The organism is Pseudomonas sp. Z3-8, assembly GCF_051131975.1.
In the GTDB taxonomy this organism is placed as follows: Bacteria; Pseudomonadota; Gammaproteobacteria; order Pseudomonadales; family Pseudomonadaceae; genus Aquipseudomonas.
Window position 1 is genome coordinate 3,971,842 of sequence record NZ_CP071643.1, and the last position, 16,013, is coordinate 3,987,854.

19 protein-coding genes, 1 tRNA gene and 1 pseudogene are annotated in these 16,013 nt (G+C 57.2%); 7 read left to right on the forward strand and 14 right to left on the reverse strand.

The window, feature by feature from the left end:
* Positions 1-18: 18 nt before the first annotated feature.
* Entirely contained in the window at positions 19-846 is an 828-nt protein-coding gene (locus J3P94_RS18020; protein WP_434569069.1) for an EamA family transporter, read from the forward strand.
* Positions 847-877: 31 nt separating this feature from the next.
* Complete coding sequence (locus J3P94_RS18025; RefSeq protein WP_434569070.1) at positions 878-1,639, forward strand: SDR family oxidoreductase; 762 nt, start codon at positions 878-880, stop codon at positions 1,637-1,639.
* A gap of 148 nt (positions 1,640-1,787) precedes the next feature.
* On the opposite strand, the gene J3P94_RS18030 is transcribed toward J3P94_RS18025, so the two are convergent.
* Both J3P94_RS18030 and J3P94_RS18035 read right to left on the reverse strand, forming a co-directional pair.
* Complete coding sequence (locus tag J3P94_RS18030; RefSeq protein ID WP_434569071.1) at positions 1,788-2,072, reverse strand: hypothetical protein; 285 nt, start codon at positions 2,070-2,072, stop codon at positions 1,788-1,790.
* A gap of 343 nt (positions 2,073-2,415) precedes the next feature.
* Positions 2,416-3,018, reverse strand: a complete 603-nt coding sequence (locus J3P94_RS18035; RefSeq protein WP_434569072.1) for a DUF6338 family protein — start codon at positions 3,016-3,018, stop codon at positions 2,416-2,418.
* A 136-nt stretch (positions 3,019-3,154) separates the two neighbouring features.
* Here J3P94_RS18035 and J3P94_RS18040 point away from each other — a divergent pair, with 136 nt between their 5' ends.
* Both J3P94_RS18040 and J3P94_RS18045 read left to right on the forward strand, forming a co-directional pair.
* Positions 3,155-3,409, forward strand: a complete 255-nt coding sequence (locus tag J3P94_RS18040) for a protein L (RefSeq protein ID WP_434569073.1) — start codon at positions 3,155-3,157, stop codon at positions 3,407-3,409.
* A gap of 81 nt (positions 3,410-3,490) precedes the next feature.
* The gene (locus tag J3P94_RS18045) at positions 3,491-4,105 is read left to right on the forward strand and encodes a hypothetical protein (RefSeq protein ID WP_434569074.1); all 615 of its coding nucleotides are present in this window, start codon (positions 3,491-3,493) and stop codon (positions 4,103-4,105) included.
* A gap of 272 nt (positions 4,106-4,377) precedes the next feature.
* On the opposite strand, the pseudogene J3P94_RS18050 reads toward J3P94_RS18045, so the two are convergent.
* From J3P94_RS18050 to thrS, 10 genes and pseudogenes are all read right to left on the reverse strand, one after another.
* Positions 4,378-5,351, reverse strand: a pseudogene (locus J3P94_RS18050) (IS4 family transposase); the annotation flags it as partial.
* An 838-nt stretch (positions 5,352-6,189) separates the two neighbouring features.
* Positions 6,190-6,266 (reverse strand) — tRNA-Pro (locus J3P94_RS18055).
* Positions 6,267-6,356: 90 nt separating this feature from the next.
* Positions 6,357-6,713, reverse strand: a complete 357-nt coding sequence (locus J3P94_RS18060) for a MerR family transcriptional regulator (RefSeq protein WP_223471987.1) — start codon at positions 6,711-6,713, stop codon at positions 6,357-6,359.
* Entirely contained in the window at positions 6,694-6,996 is a 303-nt protein-coding gene (gene ihfA / locus J3P94_RS18065; protein ID WP_002553164.1) for an integration host factor subunit alpha, read from the reverse strand. The genes J3P94_RS18060 and ihfA overlap by 20 nt, the downstream gene beginning before the upstream one ends.
* A gap of 3 nt (positions 6,997-6,999) precedes the next feature.
* On the reverse strand, positions 7,000-9,378 hold the full coding sequence (pheT, locus tag J3P94_RS18070) for a phenylalanine--tRNA ligase subunit beta (protein WP_434569075.1): 2,379 nt from the start codon (positions 9,376-9,378) through the stop codon (positions 7,000-7,002).
* A gap of 36 nt (positions 9,379-9,414) precedes the next feature.
* The gene (pheS, locus tag J3P94_RS18075) at positions 9,415-10,431 is read right to left on the reverse strand and encodes a phenylalanine--tRNA ligase subunit alpha (RefSeq protein ID WP_003203624.1); all 1,017 of its coding nucleotides are present in this window, start codon (positions 10,429-10,431) and stop codon (positions 9,415-9,417) included.
* A gap of 109 nt (positions 10,432-10,540) precedes the next feature.
* The gene (rplT, locus tag J3P94_RS18080) at positions 10,541-10,897 is read right to left on the reverse strand and encodes a 50S ribosomal protein L20 (protein ID WP_002553161.1); all 357 of its coding nucleotides are present in this window, start codon (positions 10,895-10,897) and stop codon (positions 10,541-10,543) included.
* A 30-nt stretch (positions 10,898-10,927) separates the two neighbouring features.
* A complete protein-coding gene (gene rpmI, locus J3P94_RS18085; RefSeq protein ID WP_002553160.1) occupies positions 10,928-11,122 on the reverse strand; it encodes a 50S ribosomal protein L35 in 195 nt (64 codons plus the stop codon).
* A gap of 60 nt (positions 11,123-11,182) precedes the next feature.
* Entirely contained in the window at positions 11,183-11,734 is a 552-nt protein-coding gene (gene infC, locus J3P94_RS18090) for a translation initiation factor IF-3 (protein WP_169432615.1), read from the reverse strand.
* Positions 11,734-13,656 carry a threonine--tRNA ligase gene (thrS, locus tag J3P94_RS18095; protein ID WP_305495660.1) on the reverse strand — a complete coding sequence of 641 codons (1,923 nt, stop codon included), beginning with the start codon at positions 13,654-13,656 and terminating at the stop codon, positions 11,734-11,736. The genes infC and thrS overlap by 1 nt, the downstream gene beginning before the upstream one ends.
* A gap of 373 nt (positions 13,657-14,029) precedes the next feature.
* On the opposite strand from thrS, the gene J3P94_RS18100 reads away from it, so the two are divergent.
* Both J3P94_RS18100 and J3P94_RS18105 read left to right on the forward strand, forming a co-directional pair.
* Complete coding sequence (locus J3P94_RS18100; protein ID WP_305495662.1) at positions 14,030-14,332, forward strand: hypothetical protein; 303 nt, start codon at positions 14,030-14,032, stop codon at positions 14,330-14,332.
* A 289-nt stretch (positions 14,333-14,621) separates the two neighbouring features.
* The gene (locus J3P94_RS18105; protein WP_003179963.1) at positions 14,622-14,834 is read left to right on the forward strand and encodes a cold-shock protein; all 213 of its coding nucleotides are present in this window, start codon (positions 14,622-14,624) and stop codon (positions 14,832-14,834) included.
* Positions 14,835-14,901: 67 nt separating this feature from the next.
* On the opposite strand, the gene J3P94_RS18110 is transcribed toward J3P94_RS18105, so the two are convergent.
* Both J3P94_RS18110 and J3P94_RS18115 read right to left on the reverse strand, forming a co-directional pair.
* Positions 14,902-15,216: an I78 family peptidase inhibitor gene (locus J3P94_RS18110; protein ID WP_434569076.1), complete on the reverse strand. Its 315-nt coding sequence runs from the start codon at positions 15,214-15,216 to the stop codon at positions 14,902-14,904.
* Between the two features lie 162 nt (positions 15,217-15,378).
* The gene (locus J3P94_RS18115) at positions 15,379-15,684 is read right to left on the reverse strand and encodes a hypothetical protein (protein WP_434569077.1); all 306 of its coding nucleotides are present in this window, start codon (positions 15,682-15,684) and stop codon (positions 15,379-15,381) included.
* Positions 15,685-15,814: 130 nt separating this feature from the next.
* On the opposite strand from J3P94_RS18115, the gene J3P94_RS18120 reads away from it, so the two are divergent.
* Positions 15,815-16,012, forward strand: a complete 198-nt coding sequence (locus tag J3P94_RS18120) for a hypothetical protein (RefSeq protein WP_434569078.1) — start codon at positions 15,815-15,817, stop codon at positions 16,010-16,012.
* Position 16,013 lies beyond the last annotated feature (1 nt).

Sequence of the window (16,013 nt, forward strand, 5' to 3'; positions counted from 1 at the left end):
CGCCGCCTAGAATGGCGCATGCCTATCCATATCATCTCACTGGTTCTTTTCGCTGCGCTCCTGCATGCCAGCTGGAACGCCTTGCTGCGCGGCGGTGCCGATCGGCTGTGGTCAATGACGATCATGTGCATCGCCATCGCCGTGACCTGCGTCGTCGCCGCAGCATTCATGGTCCCACCGGCTGCCGCCAGTTGGGGTTATGCGGTGCTTTCAGCCGTACTGCACGTCGGCTACAACCTGTTCCTGGTGCGCAGCTACCGGGTCGGCGACCTGGGACAGGTCTATCCGATTTCCCGTGGCTCATCACCGGCACTGATCGCCATGGGCGCCGCCGTCTTCGCCGGAGAAAGCATCGCCCCCGGCGTCCTGCTGGGGATTGCGCTGGTGTCCGGCGGGATCATTTCCCTGGCCTTCAGGGGCCGCAAACTGTCGGTGCCCAGCCTGCCCTACGCGCTGGGCACGGGCTGTTTCATCGCCGCCTATAGCGTCGTCGACGGCATCGGTGCCAGGCTCTCCGGCGCGCCGCTCGCCTATACCGTCTGGATGTGCGCCTTGTGGGGCGTGATGATGCCGATGGTCTACATCGGCCTGCGCGACGCACGCAGCCTGTTCTCCGTCCGCCCCGGAATATTCAGCGCCGCGGCCGGCGGGCTGGTCTCCTTGCTGGCCTATGGAATCGTCATCTACGCCATGAACGAAGCGCCCCTGGGGGCGGTATCGGCATTGCGCGAAACCAGCGTGCTGTTTGCAGCGCTGATCGGCGCCATCTTCCTCGGCGAGACACTCACCGCCCGCCGGATCCTGGCGTGCGTAGTGATCGTCAGCGGCACCATCATCATCGGCTGACACAGCCAACTGCTCAGGAAGGCTATTCACCATGGTCAACGACTCGCAGGCACCGCTGATCCTGATAACCGGCGGAAGTCGCGGAGTGGGCGCCGCCACCGCGCGGCTGGCCGCCGCACAAGGCTACGACGTCGCGATCAGCTACGTTGCCAACGAGCCCGCGGCGCTGGCCGTGGTCGCGGATGTGGAGGCACTCGGACGTCGCGCGCTGGCCATGCGCGCCGACAGTGCCGATCCCGAACAGGTCGCCGATCTGTTCGCGGCCATCGACCGCGCGTTCGGGCGCATCGACGTCCTGGTCAATAACGCGGGGATACTGTCGGCTCAGTCACGCCTGGAAGACCTTGGCTTCGAGCGCATGCAGCGCATCTTCGCGGTCAACTCCATCGGCCCGATTCTCTGCGCCCAGCAGGCAGTCAAGCGTATGTCATACCGGCATAACGGCCCGGGCGGCGTGATCATCAACGTCTCTTCGGCATCGGCACGCCTGGGCAGTCCCAACGAATATGTCGATTACGCGGCATCAAAAGGCGCCTTGGAGACCTTCACCATCGGCCTCGCCAAAGAAGTGGCCCGGGAAGGCATACGCGTCAACTGCATTCGCCCCGGACACATCTACACCGAAATGCACGCCAGCGGCGGCGAGCCGGGGCGGGTTGATCGGGTGAAGGATTCGATCCCCATGGGTCGAGGCGGCCAACCGGAGGAAGTGGCACGGGCCATTTTATGGCTGGCGGGTGGAGAGGCCTCGTTTGTGACGGGGACGTTTCTTGATGTGACTGGGGGGAAGTGAGTTTTGCGCGGGTGAAAGGCTGAGGAGCCTAACGCTGTTCACCCAAGAGAAACGGCAGACCCGTGGCGAGGGAGCTTGCTCCCGCTCGGCTGCGAAGCGGTCGTAAAACCAGCGGGTGCGGTGGGTCTGATGCTCCGCGCTCGGCAGATCAGGGCGCGTCCGGTACTTCTTCCCAGCCCTTCTTCAAATAGACATCAGCGACAATTTTGCGGATAAAAAAGCAATATCCAATGGGGAGGCACATAACGGGTATACCCATCCAAGGTGGGCCCGCTATGACCCCCAAGCCAATCGCAGTTACCCAGATCAATAGATGGAACCAGAGTTGCGCAAAAAACAGATAAATCGGGCCAAGAAAAAGGATCGCCAAAACCTGGAATGCACCAACTTCCTCTGTTTCATTACTTTCTGGATTCTTAAAATAACGTGCCACGCCAATTCCCTAGAGAAAATTTCTACTTCTGTTGTATCTGCACAATCCGCTCAAGCTTGAGTGCGTCACACTACGTCAATCGCCGCTTGCACACCTATGGGTGTGCCTGAGGATGAGGCGAGTTCGATCAAGCCAAGGCCCGCCGGACTTTTACTCCATATCAGAAATCAAAAGCCCAGCGGGTGGGCAGGGCTTGATGTTCAATCCTTTTTAGGGGTCGGCGCCTGAGGTGGTGCCTTAGGGGGCTGAGGTGGTAATACGCTTCTAGTCCGATCAGGATTCACGTTCATTCCGTCATTAACGTGCTTGCGCTCCAAGATCATTGGACGCCCATTTTGATCATTCATTTCGGTTTCCCCTGCGGCTCTAGAAATTCGACCCATTGAACATCAGTATTTGCAACCATGAGGAACGATACTCCGTCCTGAGGCTGAGCATCCTCACCAACGATCCATGTTGGGTACTGCATAACAAAATGTCCATTTTCTGGCTCTGCAGGCCATGCGTATGGATACCCCATTAGCCTACGTCCATCTCTGAGATTGAGCACAATTCCGCGATCGGAAAATCGTAGGAAGGCGAACCTCCATTCGCCAACAGATGCCCTAGAGGTGAGGCCGACCCGTCGAGCTAATTTATAGAGCAAGTCATGCTGGGAAAGATAGGCTAACGAGAGGCCAATGATGATTGCCAGCGCGAGCGACCATGTGATGGCGACATTTGTTGTCCATATACCGAACGAATGCCACTGTCCCGCCCACAGAGCGACTGCAGCAACCACGTCGACAATGAATTTGATCGACGCGGTACAAATCAAGGCCTGAATCACCTGCTCAAACTGTGCGGGTTTTTTCGCATCTGCCAACCAATAGAAAACGACCGTCGCCAGAAATCCGGGCAAAAGCGCCTGTAAGACCGGTAATAGCTTTCCTGCAACGTCTTCCATACTGGCGATCTCTGAGCAAGTCCCTCGCGCATAGCGTCAGGCTGTTGGGATAACCAGCCTGGACGAAAGCCCAGTAACTGGATTGGATCCGAAAGTAGTAGCGTTGTGCCTCCAAACCAACCGAGGCGGCACCGCTATGGCGCGAGTAATCGAAGAGACAGTCCAGTACCTGAAAAAGACGCCGAAGACCGTCCTAGGCGGCGCCGTCTGGGACACGCTTTACCAGATATCAAGCACTGTTCCGGTATCTGGAATCTATCGTTGCGAGGGATGTGGCGACGAAATCACCTCAAACAAAGACGATCGCTTCCCCCCACAAAACAAGCATCAGCACACCAACACAAAAAAGGTTGAGTGGCGCCTGATCGTCGAAACCCAAACTAAAGGCTGAAGGATTTCCCCCCAGCCCTTTACCCGCAAGCCCAAGGACTGGGATGCGCCAATTCGGCGCGCGTGTGACCTCGAGGTCAATGTGAACGAAGACAGCGCAACATGGAATTATGAAGCTGGCCCAACCGACGCAATGAAGCAAGAGATCGGTCAAATCGTGATAAATCACGCGCTATGCGACCCTTCGCTTTATTCATTGTTTCATGCGTTATCAGGCATCAATGAGGCTACAGCAAAGGTCATGGTGAGAGCTCTAAGACTGAAAAGTGGAGGCCTTATTGAGCTTATAAAAGCGTTCAAAAAAGAAAAAGAATCACAAATTCATCCAGAGCTATCGAAGCGAATAACCGAATGCCTTTCGACGTATGACCAGCTCTCCAAAGCCAGAAATCTGATAGCTCACTGGCAGTGGGGTCTCTCGCCCAGTGGCGAAGATAATGCTATGACCTCTAATTTTCTAGGGATGAACCATGGGGATCCTAGTGCAGATAGAAACCACACACTAGGATCCTTAAAAGCAACCTCTTGGGGATTAATGCAAGTCAACGTGCTGATGGCACTGGTATCGTCTTTTATAGCGGGAAATATTCCAGACACATTCATTGATCTGGCTCTGTCAGGTGTCGATGACGTACTTAACAAGACGCGTCAGGCTCTGCTTGACATACCAGATGTTTCGGCTGAAGAACTGCCATAATCCGGAAAACCTCTGCCAACAGGTGACTGGACATTAACGGATAGTAGAGGCTGTAGATGTACTCCATGGCAGTCTCAGTCATCGCCTAGTAACGATCACTTGCCCTAGCTCTTGAGGCGGACGACTTGCAAAGCGCGCAAGGTCGGCAAGGCTTTGCGCGTTCAACCAATCCGTTAAATCGCTCATGCCTTTTCTCCTGCGGCTTGACCGCGAGATATGTCTATCTTTGCATTTCTGTGTCTGAGGACCAGGCGTGTTCGGTCGAGCCAAGGCATGGAGCTTTTGATATCCCTGAAGCCCAGCGATTTCCCAGCGCTCCTGATAAAGCTTCGCAACGACCTTGGTGCTGTAGGTGGTGGCTGGCACGATGTCATGACCGTTTTTACTCTGCCCTGGATTTCATAGCTGACTTCGCGGGCTTCCCAGTGCGTGCCAAGAGCCGGACTTCGCTTTCTGGCTTGCGGTGAGACCTTCATGCGTACCAAGCGGTCGTGCTCGCCGTAATGAACCAATTCCTCACAGACCGTGCCTTTTTTGGCGGGGATCAACCAATGACGGTGGGTTCCGACGTTACTCAAGCTCGACGGCATTTCAGCACCCCAGAATCCTTTATCGAAGAGCATCACGGAGTGATCGGGGATCTGCTGCAAAAACTCGTCGGCCAAGCGCATTTCACTGCGACGGTAAGGCCCCAATTGAGCGTCCAGAATCAGGTGCGAGCGTACATTCATCAGTGCCACTAGGCGCATCATGGGAAAAGGTGTCTGACGATCACTCGGTGTGTTTCCCGATCCAAAGTGATCTCGTAGCTCAGGAGGATCCGGTGTGCGCAAAAGCGTACCGTCCACGGCGAACACCTGCAAACCGTGCCAGTCATCCTCGTCATAGCGCTGCGCTCCCCACTGAGTACCGGTCTTACGGAATAGCCACTCAACGGGATCGGCGCCGAGTCGTTTGCGCTCTTCGGTTACGCCGCTTCGGGCCAACAAGTGCTCGGAGGCGAGGCCTTGGGCGCAAACATTCAAGCGTCTGGCCACCTCGTGAAGCGGCTTGTCACGAAACAGCGCCATGCCGAGCACCAGTCAAAGCACTTGATCAGCGGGCAGGCATCGTCGGCGAATGGCGGCCTGGCTCGATAGATCAGCGCAGACGCTACCCACTCTATGGGAATGTTTTGGGTGAAAGTGCTCAGGTCGCAGAAATTGAAAAGGTCGTCGAGGTCGAGCATGTCCTGTTGAACAGACATAAAAAAAACCTGCGAGTGCAGAGGCCCTGAATAGGTGCGCAGTCTTTCCCGCTGTCTGCCGAAGGCCTTCGCAACGTCGACGCCCTATTGCATCGATCTCGCCGCTCAAGTCTCGCGCCAACCCGAAAGCACGTGAGGTCAAGGTGCGCGGGCTGCCGGTGTTATTTCCGTACGCCGTACTGTCTGGCTAATCGGCGTCCAGGTCGTCCCGAGGGCTGTCCTGGCTACAGGTGAAACAGGAAATAAAAAACCCGGCACGGTGGTCGGGTTTGTTTTCGTTTGTATCGGGCTACGATCCTGCTCTGTGGCGTATGAACAGCACGGATTTCGTCGATACAAACGCAATAATTGCGCCTAAAGCCCCTGCCAACACGCCTGCTTTCAATCGTACGGCGGGGCCGAAATTGCACATATCTGTCGGGGAAACAAACCGGATAGTGCAAGGCATTGGAAATAGAAGCTGCTTTGCGTGCGGTAAACAGGTGATGGTGAAAAAAGCTAAAACAAGCACCACCCAAATCCAGACTCCTGGCACGTCAGGACGTTTTCTACCAAGAACCATTAAGAAAACTACTAACGCGAAGGTAAGCGCCCCAGGAACAAGCATTGCGTCGACGTAGAATCGATGGAGTTGTTGAGCAGGAGTGTCCATGTCACCTCAACAAAAACCCGGCTCTTGGGCCGGGTTTTGGAAAAATTATCTAAGTTCCCGACCGCGGGCAGTACAATGAATTACACGAAACCTTTCAAAAATGTGAGAGCGAGACACTCGTGGGAGTAACAAACACCAAAAATAAAAAAGGCCGCGAGATAAAATCTCGCAACCCCTTGAAAAATATGGTCGGGACGGAGTGATTCGAACACTCGACCCCTAGCACCCCATGCTAGTGCGCTACCGGACTGCGCTACGCCCCGACTAGGCGTGAATCTTGTTCCGCTTCTCAACGGAACGCTCAGGAATATATCGCAAGCTTTTGAAAACTGGAAGTATTTAAAAGCAGAAATTTATTTCTTGAGCACCAACAGTACATCTTCAAGCTCGGCGATCATCTGGCGGATCATTTGTTTGTACTGGGTTGTGTCGTCTTTGGCCTCATCACCGGAGAGGCGCAGGCGCGCGCCGCCGATGGTGAACCCCTGGTCATACAGCAACGCGCGGATCTGGCGGATCATCAGCACGTCCTGGCGCTGATAATACCGGCGGTTTCCGCGGCGCTTGACCGGGTTGAGTTGAGGAAACTCCTGCTCCCAATAGCGCAGCACGTGCGGTTTTACCGCACACAGCTCGCTGACTTCACCGATGGTGAAGTAGCGTTTGCCTGGAATGACGGGTAGCTCGTCGTTATGACTTGGTTCCAGCATAAGCCTCAACTCGGGCCTTCAACTTCTGCCCTGGACGAAAGGTGACCACACGGCGAGCCGTGATCGGGATTTCTTCTCCCGTTTTCGGATTGCGGCCAGGCCGCTGGCGTTTGTCCCGAAGGTCGAAATTGCCGAAACCGGACAACTTGACCTGTTCGTTGTCTTCGAGAGCGTGCCTGATTTCTTCGAAAAACAGTTCGACCAATTCTTTGGCCTCCCGTTTATTCAGGCCCAACTCCTCATACAGACGTTCCGCCATCTCAGCTTTCGTCAGAGCCCCCATACGTCACTTCCTTAACGTGGCGTTCAACCTGTGTTCGAGCGAGGTGAGGATATTCTGCGTTGCGGTATTCACCTCATCGTCGTTAAGAGTGCGCGATGGATGCTGCCAGGTCAAGCCGACTGCAAGGCTTTTTCTATGCGGATCAATGCCTTTACCCTGATACACGTCAAATAGCCTGAGGTCCGTCAGCCATTCGCCTGCATTTTCACGGATTACTGCCAGTACGTCGCTGGATGCAACGCTGACATCGGCCACCAGGGCAAGGTCACGACGCACTTCAGGAAAGCGCGACAACTCCTGGAATTTCGGCATTTTTCCTTGAGCGACTTCGGCCAGCACCAGCTCGAAAACGAAGACCGGACGATCGAGGCCCAGGGTCTTCGACAATTCAGGGTGAATCGCCCCGACATAACCGACTTCGCGCCCGTCTCGCTCGATGCGTGCGGTTTGGCCCGGGTGCAGCGCCGGATGCTTGCCCGGCACGAAGGTGAACGCGTCAAGCGCGCCGGCGAAGCCCAGCACCGCCTCCACGTCAGCTTTTACGTCGAAGAAGTCGACAACATCGCGACCTTGCGCCCAGCCTTCCGGCAGGCGGCTGCCACAGACGACACCGGCCAGCATCGGCTCTTGCTTCAAGCCGTCCAGTTGCCCAACGAAGCGCAGGCCACTTTCGAAAAGACGCACGCGGTCCTGCTGGCGGTTCAGGTTGTGCTGCAACGACTTGACCAGGCCCGGCCACAAGGACGAACGCATGGCCGCCATGTCGTTGGAGATCGGGTTGGCCAGCAGCAGCGGCTCGACACCCGGGCTGAACAGCTCGAACTGGCGCGGATCGATGAAGCTGTAGGTGATCGCTTCCTGATAACCACGGGCCACCAGCAGGCGGCGCAGTTCCGGCAGCTCGCTACGCGCCTCAGCCTTGGCCTGTGGAGCCAGACGGGCTTGCGGGTAGCGAACCGGCAGACGGTTGTAGCCGTACAGGCGGGCCAGTTCTTCGATCAGGTCGACTTCCAGGCTGATATCGAAGCGGTGGCTCGGCACTTCAACCTGCCACTGCCCTTGCCCATCGGCGCGGATGCCCAGACCCAGGGCGCTAAGCAGGCGCTCGACTTCGGCCGAGTCCATTTCCATGCCCAGCATCTGGGTGATGCGTTGGGCGCGCAGGGTCACCGGCGCGATCTTCGGCAAATGCTGCTCGCTGACCGTCTCGATGATCGGGCCGGCTTCGCCACCGGTGATTTCCAGCAGCAGGCCAGTGGCGCGCTCCATGGCTTCACGGGCCAGCTGCCAGTCCACGCCACGCTCGTAGCGGTGCGAGGCGTCGGTGTGCAGGCCGTACGAACGGGCCTTGCCAGCGACGGCGATCTGGTCGAAGAACGCGCTCTCGAGGAACACATCACGGGTCGTTTTGGAGACGCCACTGTGCTCGCCGCCCATCACGCCGGCAATCGCCAGGGCGCGGGTGTGGTCGGCAATCACCAGTGTGTCGCTGCGCAGGGTCACTTCCTGGCCGTCGAGCAGTACCAGCTTCTCGCCTTCGTCGGCCATGCGCACGCGGATGCCGCCGTTGATTTCAGCCAGGTCGAACGCGTGCAGCGGCTGGCCCAGTTCGAGCATCACATAGTTGGTGATGTCGACGGCCGCGTCGATGCTGCGCACGTCGGCGCGCCGCAGGCGCTCGACCATCCACAGCGGGGTCGGCTTCGACAGGTCGACGTTGCGGATCACACGACCCAGGTAACGCGGGCATGCGGCCGGCGCGAGAACTTCAACCGGGCGCACTTCATCATGCACCGCCGGAACGACCGCGACCGCAGGGCGGGTTACCGGTGCGTCATACAAGGCGCCCACTTCGCGCGCCAGACCGGCGAGGGACAGGCAGTCGCCACGGTTCGGCGTCAGGTCGACTTCGATGCTGGCATCGTCCAGGCCCAGGTATTCACGAATGTCCTGGCCAACCGGTGCGTCGGCCGGCAGTTCCATCAGGCCGTCATTACCTTCGCCGATCTGCAGCTCGGCCTGGGAGCACAACATGCCGTTGGATTCGACGCCGCGCAGCTTGGCTTTCTTGATCTTGAAGTCGCCCGGCAGTTCGGCGCCGATCATGGCGAACGGGATCTTCAGGCCCGGGCGCACGTTGGGCGCGCCGCAGACGACCTGGAAGGTCTCCGCGCCATTGTTGACCTGGCAAACCCGCAGCTTGTCAGCGTCCGGGTGCTGCTCGGTGCTCAGCACCTCGCCCACGACCACACCGCTGAACTCACCGGCGGCCGGCGTCACGCTATCGACCTCAAGGCCGGCCATCGACAGGCGAGCAACCAGCTCGTCCTGGCTTACCTGCGGGCTTACCCAGCCGCGCAGCCATTGTTCACTGAATTTCATCCTGCTCCCCTTAATAAATTCGTTACCGACTGCGACCTAGCGAAATTGCGCAAGGAATCGCAAGTCGTTGTCGAAGAACAGGCGCAAGTCATTCACACCGTAACGCAGCATGGCCAGGCGCTCGACGCCCATGCCGAAGGCAAAGCCGGAGAACTCTTCCGGATCGATCCCGGACATGCGCAGCACGTTCGGATGAACCATGCCGCAGCCCATGACTTCCAGCCAGCCGGTCTGTTTGCAGACACGGCAGCCTTTGCCGCTGCACATCACGCATTCCATGTCGACTTCCGCCGATGGCTCGGTGAACGGGAAGTACGAAGGGCGGAAACGCACGGCCAGTTCTTTTTCGAAGAACACCCGCAGGAACTCTTCGATAGTGCCTTTCAGGTCGGCGAAATTGATGTCGCGATCCACCAGCAGGCCTTCAACCTGATGGAACATCGGCGAGTGGGTGATATCGGAGTCGCTGCGGTACACACGGCCTGGGCAGACGATGCGGATCGGCGGCTGCTGCGATTCCATGGTGCGGACCTGTACCGGCGAGGTATGGGTGCGCAACAGCATGTTCGCATTGAAATAGAAGGTGTCATGCATCGACCGGGCCGGGTGATGGCCTGGGATGTTGAGCGCTTCGAAGTTGTGGTAGTCGTCTTCGACCTCAGGGCCTTCGGCGATGCCATAGCCGATATGGGTGAAGAACTGCTCGATGCGCTCCAGGGTGCGGGTCACCGGATGCAAGCCACCGGAAGTCTGGCCACGGCCAGGCAGGGTCACGTCGATGGACTCGGCGGCGAGCTTGGCAGCCAGATCCGCCTCCTCGAACAACGCCTTGCGCGCATTGAGGACCTCTGTGACACGTTCCTTGGCAACGTTGATCAGCGCACCGACCTGCGGACGCTCTTCAGCCGGCAGGTTCCCCAGGGTCTTCATCACCTGAGTCAACTCGCCTTTCTTGCCGAGGTAGTGAACCCGGATTTGCTCCAGGGCATTGATATCTTCAGCGCTTTGCACAGCCTCTAGTGCTTGAGCGACCAGCGCGTCCAGGTTTTCCATGTACAGACTCCAGATACAAAATAGGGGAAGAGCTTTAAGGCTCTTCCCCTATTTAAGACGTTTGACACCTGGGCCCACAGAGGTGAGCCCTGGTGACTGCCGGGGGTACTTAAGCCAAGGTGGCTTTAGCTTTCTCGACAATCGCAGCAAACGCCGCTTTTTCGTTCACTGCCAGATCAGCCAGAACCTTGCGGTCGATCTCGATGGACGCTTTTTTCAGGCCAGCGATGAAACGGCTGTAGGACAGACCGTTAACACGAGCACCAGCATTGATACGAGCGATCCACAGAGCGCGGAACTGACGTTTTTTCTGACGACGGTCACGGTAGGCGTATTGGCCTGCCTTGATTACCGCTTGCTTGGCAACACGGAATACGCGGGAACGCGCGCCGTAGTAGCCTTTAGCAAGTTTCAGAATTTTTTTGTGACGCTTACGGGCAATGACGCCACGCTTTACACGAGCCATGAGTTACTTCCTCTATTCTTGATCCAAAAATTAACGAAGGCGCAGCATGCGCTCGACTTTTGCCACGTCAGACGGATGCAGCAAGCTGCTACCGCGCAGTTGACGCTTACGCTTGGTCGACATTTTGGTCAGGATGTGGCTCTTGAAAGCGTGCTTGTGCTTGATACCGTTAGCAGTTTTCAGAAACCGCTTAGCAGCACCACTTTTAGTCTTCATCTTTGGCATGTTCGGATACTCCGCATTCAGTTGATAAACATAATCGCAAGGCCTGCCGTGCCCTGTTGATTACTTCTTCTTTTTCGGGGCGATGACCATGATCAGCTGGCGTCCTTCCATCTTAGGATGCTGTTCGACCGAACCGTACTCGAGCAGGTCTTGTTCAACCCGCTTGAGGAGTTCCATCCCCAGCTCCTGGTGGGCCATCTCACGGCCGCGGAATCGCAAGGATACCTTGGCCCTGTCCCCGTCACTCAGGAAACGTACCAGGTTGCGCAGTTTTACCTGGTAATCCCCTTCCTCCGTCCCTGGACGAAACTTGATTTCTTTTACCTGAATCTGCTTCTGGTTTTTCTTCGCCGCGGCAATCTGCTTCTTCTTTTCGAAGATCGACTTGCCGTAGTCCATCACCCGGCAAACGGGTGGGACTGCGTCCGCGGAAATTTCCACCAGATCAAGCTTGGCTTCTTCAGCAATACGAAGCGCTTCATCAATCGAGACGATGCCAATCTGCTCGCCATCAGCGCCAATTAACCGAACCTCGCGTGCCGAGATATTCTCGTTGATCGGGGCTTTCGGTGCAGCTCGTTTATCTTGTCTCATTTCACGCTTAATAATAATTACTCCGAATCTGGGCGACCACGCCGGGAAACCGCTTGCGCGAGAAACTCAGCGAATTCGGCGACGGGCATCGAGCCCAGGTCAGCACCTTCACGAGTACGCACAGCGACAGTCTGCATCTCGACCTCCCGATCTCCAATAACCAAGAGAAAGGGAACCTTGAGCAAAGTATGCTCGCGGATTTTAAAGCCGATCTTTTCATTTCTCAAGTCGGACTTGGCACGAAATCCGCTTTGGTTGAGAGTTTTTTCGACTTCAGCGGCAAAATCTGCCTGTTTATCAGTGATATTCATGATCACTGCCTGGGTCGGCGCCAGCCACGCGGGGAACGCACCCTCGTAGTGTTCGATCAGGATACCGACGAAACGCTCGAAGGAACCGAGGATCGCGCGGTGAAGCATGACCGGGTGCTTGCGGCTGTTGTCTTCGGACACATATTCAGCGCCCAGACGGATCGGCAGGTTAAAATCGAGCTGCAGGGTACCACACTGCCAGACGCGACCAAGGCAATCTTTCAGCGAGAATTCGATCTTCGGACCGTAGAAAGCGCCCTCGCCCGGCTGCAGATCGTACGCAAGGCCCGCGCTGTCGAGCGCAGCGGCCAGGGCTGCTTCGGCGCGATCCCACAGTTCGTCGGAGCCGACGCGTTTTTCCGGACGAGTGGACAGCTTCATCTCGACTTCGGTGAAGCCGAAGTCCCGGTAGACGTCCATGGTCAGCTTGATGAACGCGGCGGATTCGGCCTGCATCTGCTCTTCGGTGCAGAAGATGTGGGCGTCGTCCTGGGTAAAGGCCCGCACGCGCATGATGCCGTGCAGCGCACCCGATGGCTCATTGCGGTGACAGGCACCGAACTCGGCCAGGCGCATCGGCAACTCACGGTAGCTTTTCAGGCCCTGGTTGAACACCTGCACGTGGCACGGGCAGTTCATCGGTTTAATGGCGTAGTCGCGGTTTTCCGACTGGGTGGTGAACATGTTGTCGGCGTAGTTGGCCCAGTGCCCGGATTTCTCCCACAGGCTGCGGTCAACCACCTGCGGCGTCTTGATCTCCAGGTAGCCGTTTTCGCGCTGGACCTGGCGCATGTATTGCTCGAGCACCTGATACAGCGTCCAGCCATTCGGGTGCCAGAACACCATGCCCGGGGATTCTTCCTGGGTGTGGAACAGGCCGAGGCGCTTGCCGATCTTGCGGTGGTCGCGTTTTTCCGCTTCCTCGATGCGCTGGATGTAGGCCGCCAGCTGCTTCTTGTCGGCCCAGGCGGTGCCGTAGACGCGCTGCAACTGTTCGTTCTTCGCATCGCCACGCCAGTAGGCGCCGGACAGCTTGGTCAGCTTGAAGGACTTCAGGAAACGGGTGTTCGGCACGTGCGGGCCGCGGCACATGTCGACGTATTCTTCGTGGTAGTACAGGCCCATGGCCTGTTCGTCCGGCATGTCTTCCACCAGACGCAGCTTGTAGTCCTCGCCACGGGCCTTGAAGACTTCAATGACTTCGGCGCGCGGGGTGACCTTCTTGATGACGTCGTAGTCTTTCTCGATCAACTGCTGCATGCGCTGTTCGATGGCGGCCATGTCGTCCGGGGTAAAAGGACGCTCGAAGGCGATGTCGTAATAAAAGCCTTCGTCGATGACCGGACCGATGACCATTTTCGCGCTCGGATACAGCTGCTTGACCGCATGGCCAACCAGGTGCGCGCAAGAGTGGCGAATGATCTCCAGCCCCTCTTCGTCCTTGGGCGTGATGATTTGCAGCGTGGCATCGCTGTCGATGACATCGCTGGCGTCGACCAGCTTGCCGTTGACCTTGCCGGCCAGCGTGGCCTTGGCCAGGCCCGCGCCGATGGATGCGGCGACCTCGGCTACGGAAACCGGGTGGTCGAATGAACGTTGACTGCCGTCGGGAAGAGTAATAGTTGGCATGGCGCCTCCTCTCCTAGTGGTGACCCCTACCAAAGGTCACGTGGGTTGGGATGAGCCAGTACAAGATCCAGTCCAGGCCGTTCAATGAAGAACGCCTGCCTTACAGCGGCAGGAGCCTTGCGGCCAACCGGGAAACCGAACCAGAGTGACTGGGATTCAAATCAGGGTTGATCGAACATTTACCGCCGCCGGGGCCTGTTGCCTCCGGAGCCTGAGAAATACCCGAGCCCGGCATCCTAGCACAGATGAACGGTCATCGCCGCGCCTGGATCGAAGCCGGCGTAAACTGACGATTTTTATGCCAGAGTGCTGAACCGAAGCGTCTGCTACGCCTCAGATAACAAGACATCGACCCACAAAGGAGCATCCCCGCATGCGTCTGAACACCCTATTGGCAGTAGTCGCCCCCCTCGCCTTGCTGCTTCCGCTAAGTGCCCACGCCGAATGGCCCAAGGGCGAGCGCGAAAAATACATGGCACAGTGCACTCAAGCGGCGACCCCGCAGATTGGCGCAGCGGCGGCCAAGGCCCACTGCGCTTGTGGTGCGGACGCGATCAAGTCCTACCCGGCGAGCGATATCCAGGCGCTGATGGACAATAAGGCCACCCCTGAACTGCAGCAGAAAGCGCTCGGTCAGATCGCCAAATGCAAGGCCAATCCACCCGCAAAAAAATGAGTGATCGAGGCCCCAGAGACGGCTCGGAACAGCTGAAAAGGCTTGGATAAGCGGCTTTTTTCAGGATTTATTCAGGTTTTACAGCTTTTTTTATCGTCTTTACGTTCGGCTGAAAGCCTTTGAAACCGGGCCTTCCAGCCGGTTCAGGGGGTAAAGGAAACACGACTGATTGGCAAACAGCTCGTCCGGGGGGCTCCCAAATCGAACATTTCGACTATGATACCCGGGTGTGCCCAGTTGGCCTGAGCAGCACAGTACACTGAAAATATATGTTTCTTGGAGATACACCATGTCTAATCGCCAAACCGGCACCGTTAAATGGTTCAACGATGAAAAAGGCTTCGGCTTCATCACTCCTCAAGGTGGCGGTGACGACCTGTTCGTACACTTCAAAGCTATCGAAAGCGACGGTTTCAAAAGCCTGAAAGAAGGCCAGACCGTTTCCTTCGTGGCTGAGAAAGGCCAAAAGGGTATGCAAGCTGCACAAGTTCGCCCAGAGTAATTTCCCGGCGCGCTAAAAAAACCCCGTCCATGTGACGGGGTTTTTATGGTCTGCTGGAAACCGCCTGTCAGCCGCAGCTCACCCGATTGACCACCAGCTTGGCATCGGTGTTGAGGTTGAGGCGATCGGAGCGGTACTCAAGCGTGATCATGTCGTTGGGTTTGAGAATCCGGGCATTCTGCGCGCCGGATCGAGCGCGCGCTTGCTCAAGCAACTGCGGCGAAGCCTGCTTGCCGACGGCAAACTCGGCGGCCTTGGCATCGCAGCGGGTATGACCGGCCTCGGCTGCTACAGGATCAGGCGTCGACTCCGACGTGCTACTGCATCCGCTCAAGAACGTGGCGGCCAACAGAATATTCAATGACACGAGCTTCCAAGGCATGAAGCCTCCTTTTTTCGATGGATAGTAGTGAGCGTGCGACAGCCGGGATGACGCTTGGTTTCAACACCGGCGCTATCATTGCGCCCTCACTGGAAAAACCGGCAGTTTGCCCGAGCACGACCGCCAGTCCAGAGCTGAATCGTGACTGAATATGAACGGTGCTCAATAGATATCGATGTAATCGAAGGGTGGGTTCGGCCAGTTGTCCTTCAGCGCGTTATAGATCTGCATGACCCAGACCTCGTCACTTGCCGCGACCCGGCCAACGTAGCCTGACCCTTTCGCCCATGTCTCGAGCCGGAACCGCAGGCCATCGATTTCAGCACCACCCACGATGCCCGAAGACAGATAGGCGATGCCGTCCTTGGTCACTCGCAGTTGGGTATGCTCGTCATCACTGGCAGAAGCCAGCAATTGGCGAACCGAGTCGAGGGTAAGTCCATCTGGTTTGTTCAGGTCGATCTGCATGCCAGGGCTCCTCGAAAAAATCAAAAGCCAAGTGTCGCATACCGCACTTCTGATGCCTAAGTCGCACTGCCAAACCCGAAGCAAAAATGCTTAACTCAGCCTACTGATCTCCCAACCTGCGAGCCCGACCATGAGCACCGTCAGCATCGAAGCCACCATCAATGCCAAATGGGCCCAGGGCCACAGCTCATACAGCCCGGGCAGCCCTGAGGAACTGGCAATCATCGGCATCGAGTTGTTGGTGAAAGAGCTCGGGACGCAAGGCGCTCAGAACTTCATCCAGCAGGCGTTCGAACGCTACCCGAGCATTATCGAGGCGGTTGACTAGA

What these genes read in the sequence shown, in the direction of transcription:
- J3P94_RS18020 (WP_434569069.1), top strand. Translation starts at nt 19, where the DNA reads ATGCCTATCCATATCATCTCACTGGTTCTTTTCGCTGCGCTCCTGCAT.
- J3P94_RS18025 (WP_434569070.1), top strand. Translation starts at nt 878, where the DNA reads ATGGTCAACGACTCGCAGGCACCGCTGATCCTGATAACCGGCGGAAGT.
- J3P94_RS18035 (WP_434569072.1), bottom strand. Translation starts at nt 3,018, where the DNA reads ATGGAAGACGTTGCAGGAAAGCTATTACCGGTCTTACAGGCGCTTTTG.
- J3P94_RS18040 (WP_434569073.1), top strand. Translation starts at nt 3,155, where the DNA reads ATGGCGCGAGTAATCGAAGAGACAGTCCAGTACCTGAAAAAGACGCCG.
- J3P94_RS18060 (WP_223471987.1), bottom strand. Translation starts at nt 6,713, where the DNA reads ATGCTGGAACCAAGTCATAACGACGAGCTACCCGTCATTCCAGGCAAA.
- ihfA (WP_002553164.1), bottom strand. Translation starts at nt 6,996, where the DNA reads ATGGGGGCTCTGACGAAAGCTGAGATGGCGGAACGTCTGTATGAGGAG.
- pheT (WP_434569075.1), bottom strand. Translation starts at nt 9,378, where the DNA reads ATGAAATTCAGTGAACAATGGCTGCGCGGCTGGGTAAGCCCGCAGGTA.
- pheS (WP_003203624.1), bottom strand. Translation starts at nt 10,431, where the DNA reads ATGGAAAACCTGGACGCGCTGGTCGCTCAAGCACTAGAGGCTGTGCAA.
- rplT (WP_002553161.1), bottom strand. Translation starts at nt 10,897, where the DNA reads ATGGCTCGTGTAAAGCGTGGCGTCATTGCCCGTAAGCGTCACAAAAAA.
- rpmI (WP_002553160.1), bottom strand. Translation starts at nt 11,122, where the DNA reads ATGCCAAAGATGAAGACTAAAAGTGGTGCTGCTAAGCGGTTTCTGAAA.
- thrS (WP_305495660.1), bottom strand. Translation starts at nt 13,656, where the DNA reads ATGCCAACTATTACTCTTCCCGACGGCAGTCAACGTTCATTCGACCAC.
- J3P94_RS18100 (WP_305495662.1), top strand. Translation starts at nt 14,030, where the DNA reads ATGCGTCTGAACACCCTATTGGCAGTAGTCGCCCCCCTCGCCTTGCTG.
- J3P94_RS18105 (WP_003179963.1), top strand. Translation starts at nt 14,622, where the DNA reads ATGTCTAATCGCCAAACCGGCACCGTTAAATGGTTCAACGATGAAAAA.
- J3P94_RS18110 (WP_434569076.1), bottom strand. Translation starts at nt 15,216, where the DNA reads ATGCCTTGGAAGCTCGTGTCATTGAATATTCTGTTGGCCGCCACGTTC.
- J3P94_RS18115 (WP_434569077.1), bottom strand. Translation starts at nt 15,684, where the DNA reads ATGCAGATCGACCTGAACAAACCAGATGGACTTACCCTCGACTCGGTT.
- J3P94_RS18120 (WP_434569078.1), top strand. Translation starts at nt 15,815, where the DNA reads ATGAGCACCGTCAGCATCGAAGCCACCATCAATGCCAAATGGGCCCAG.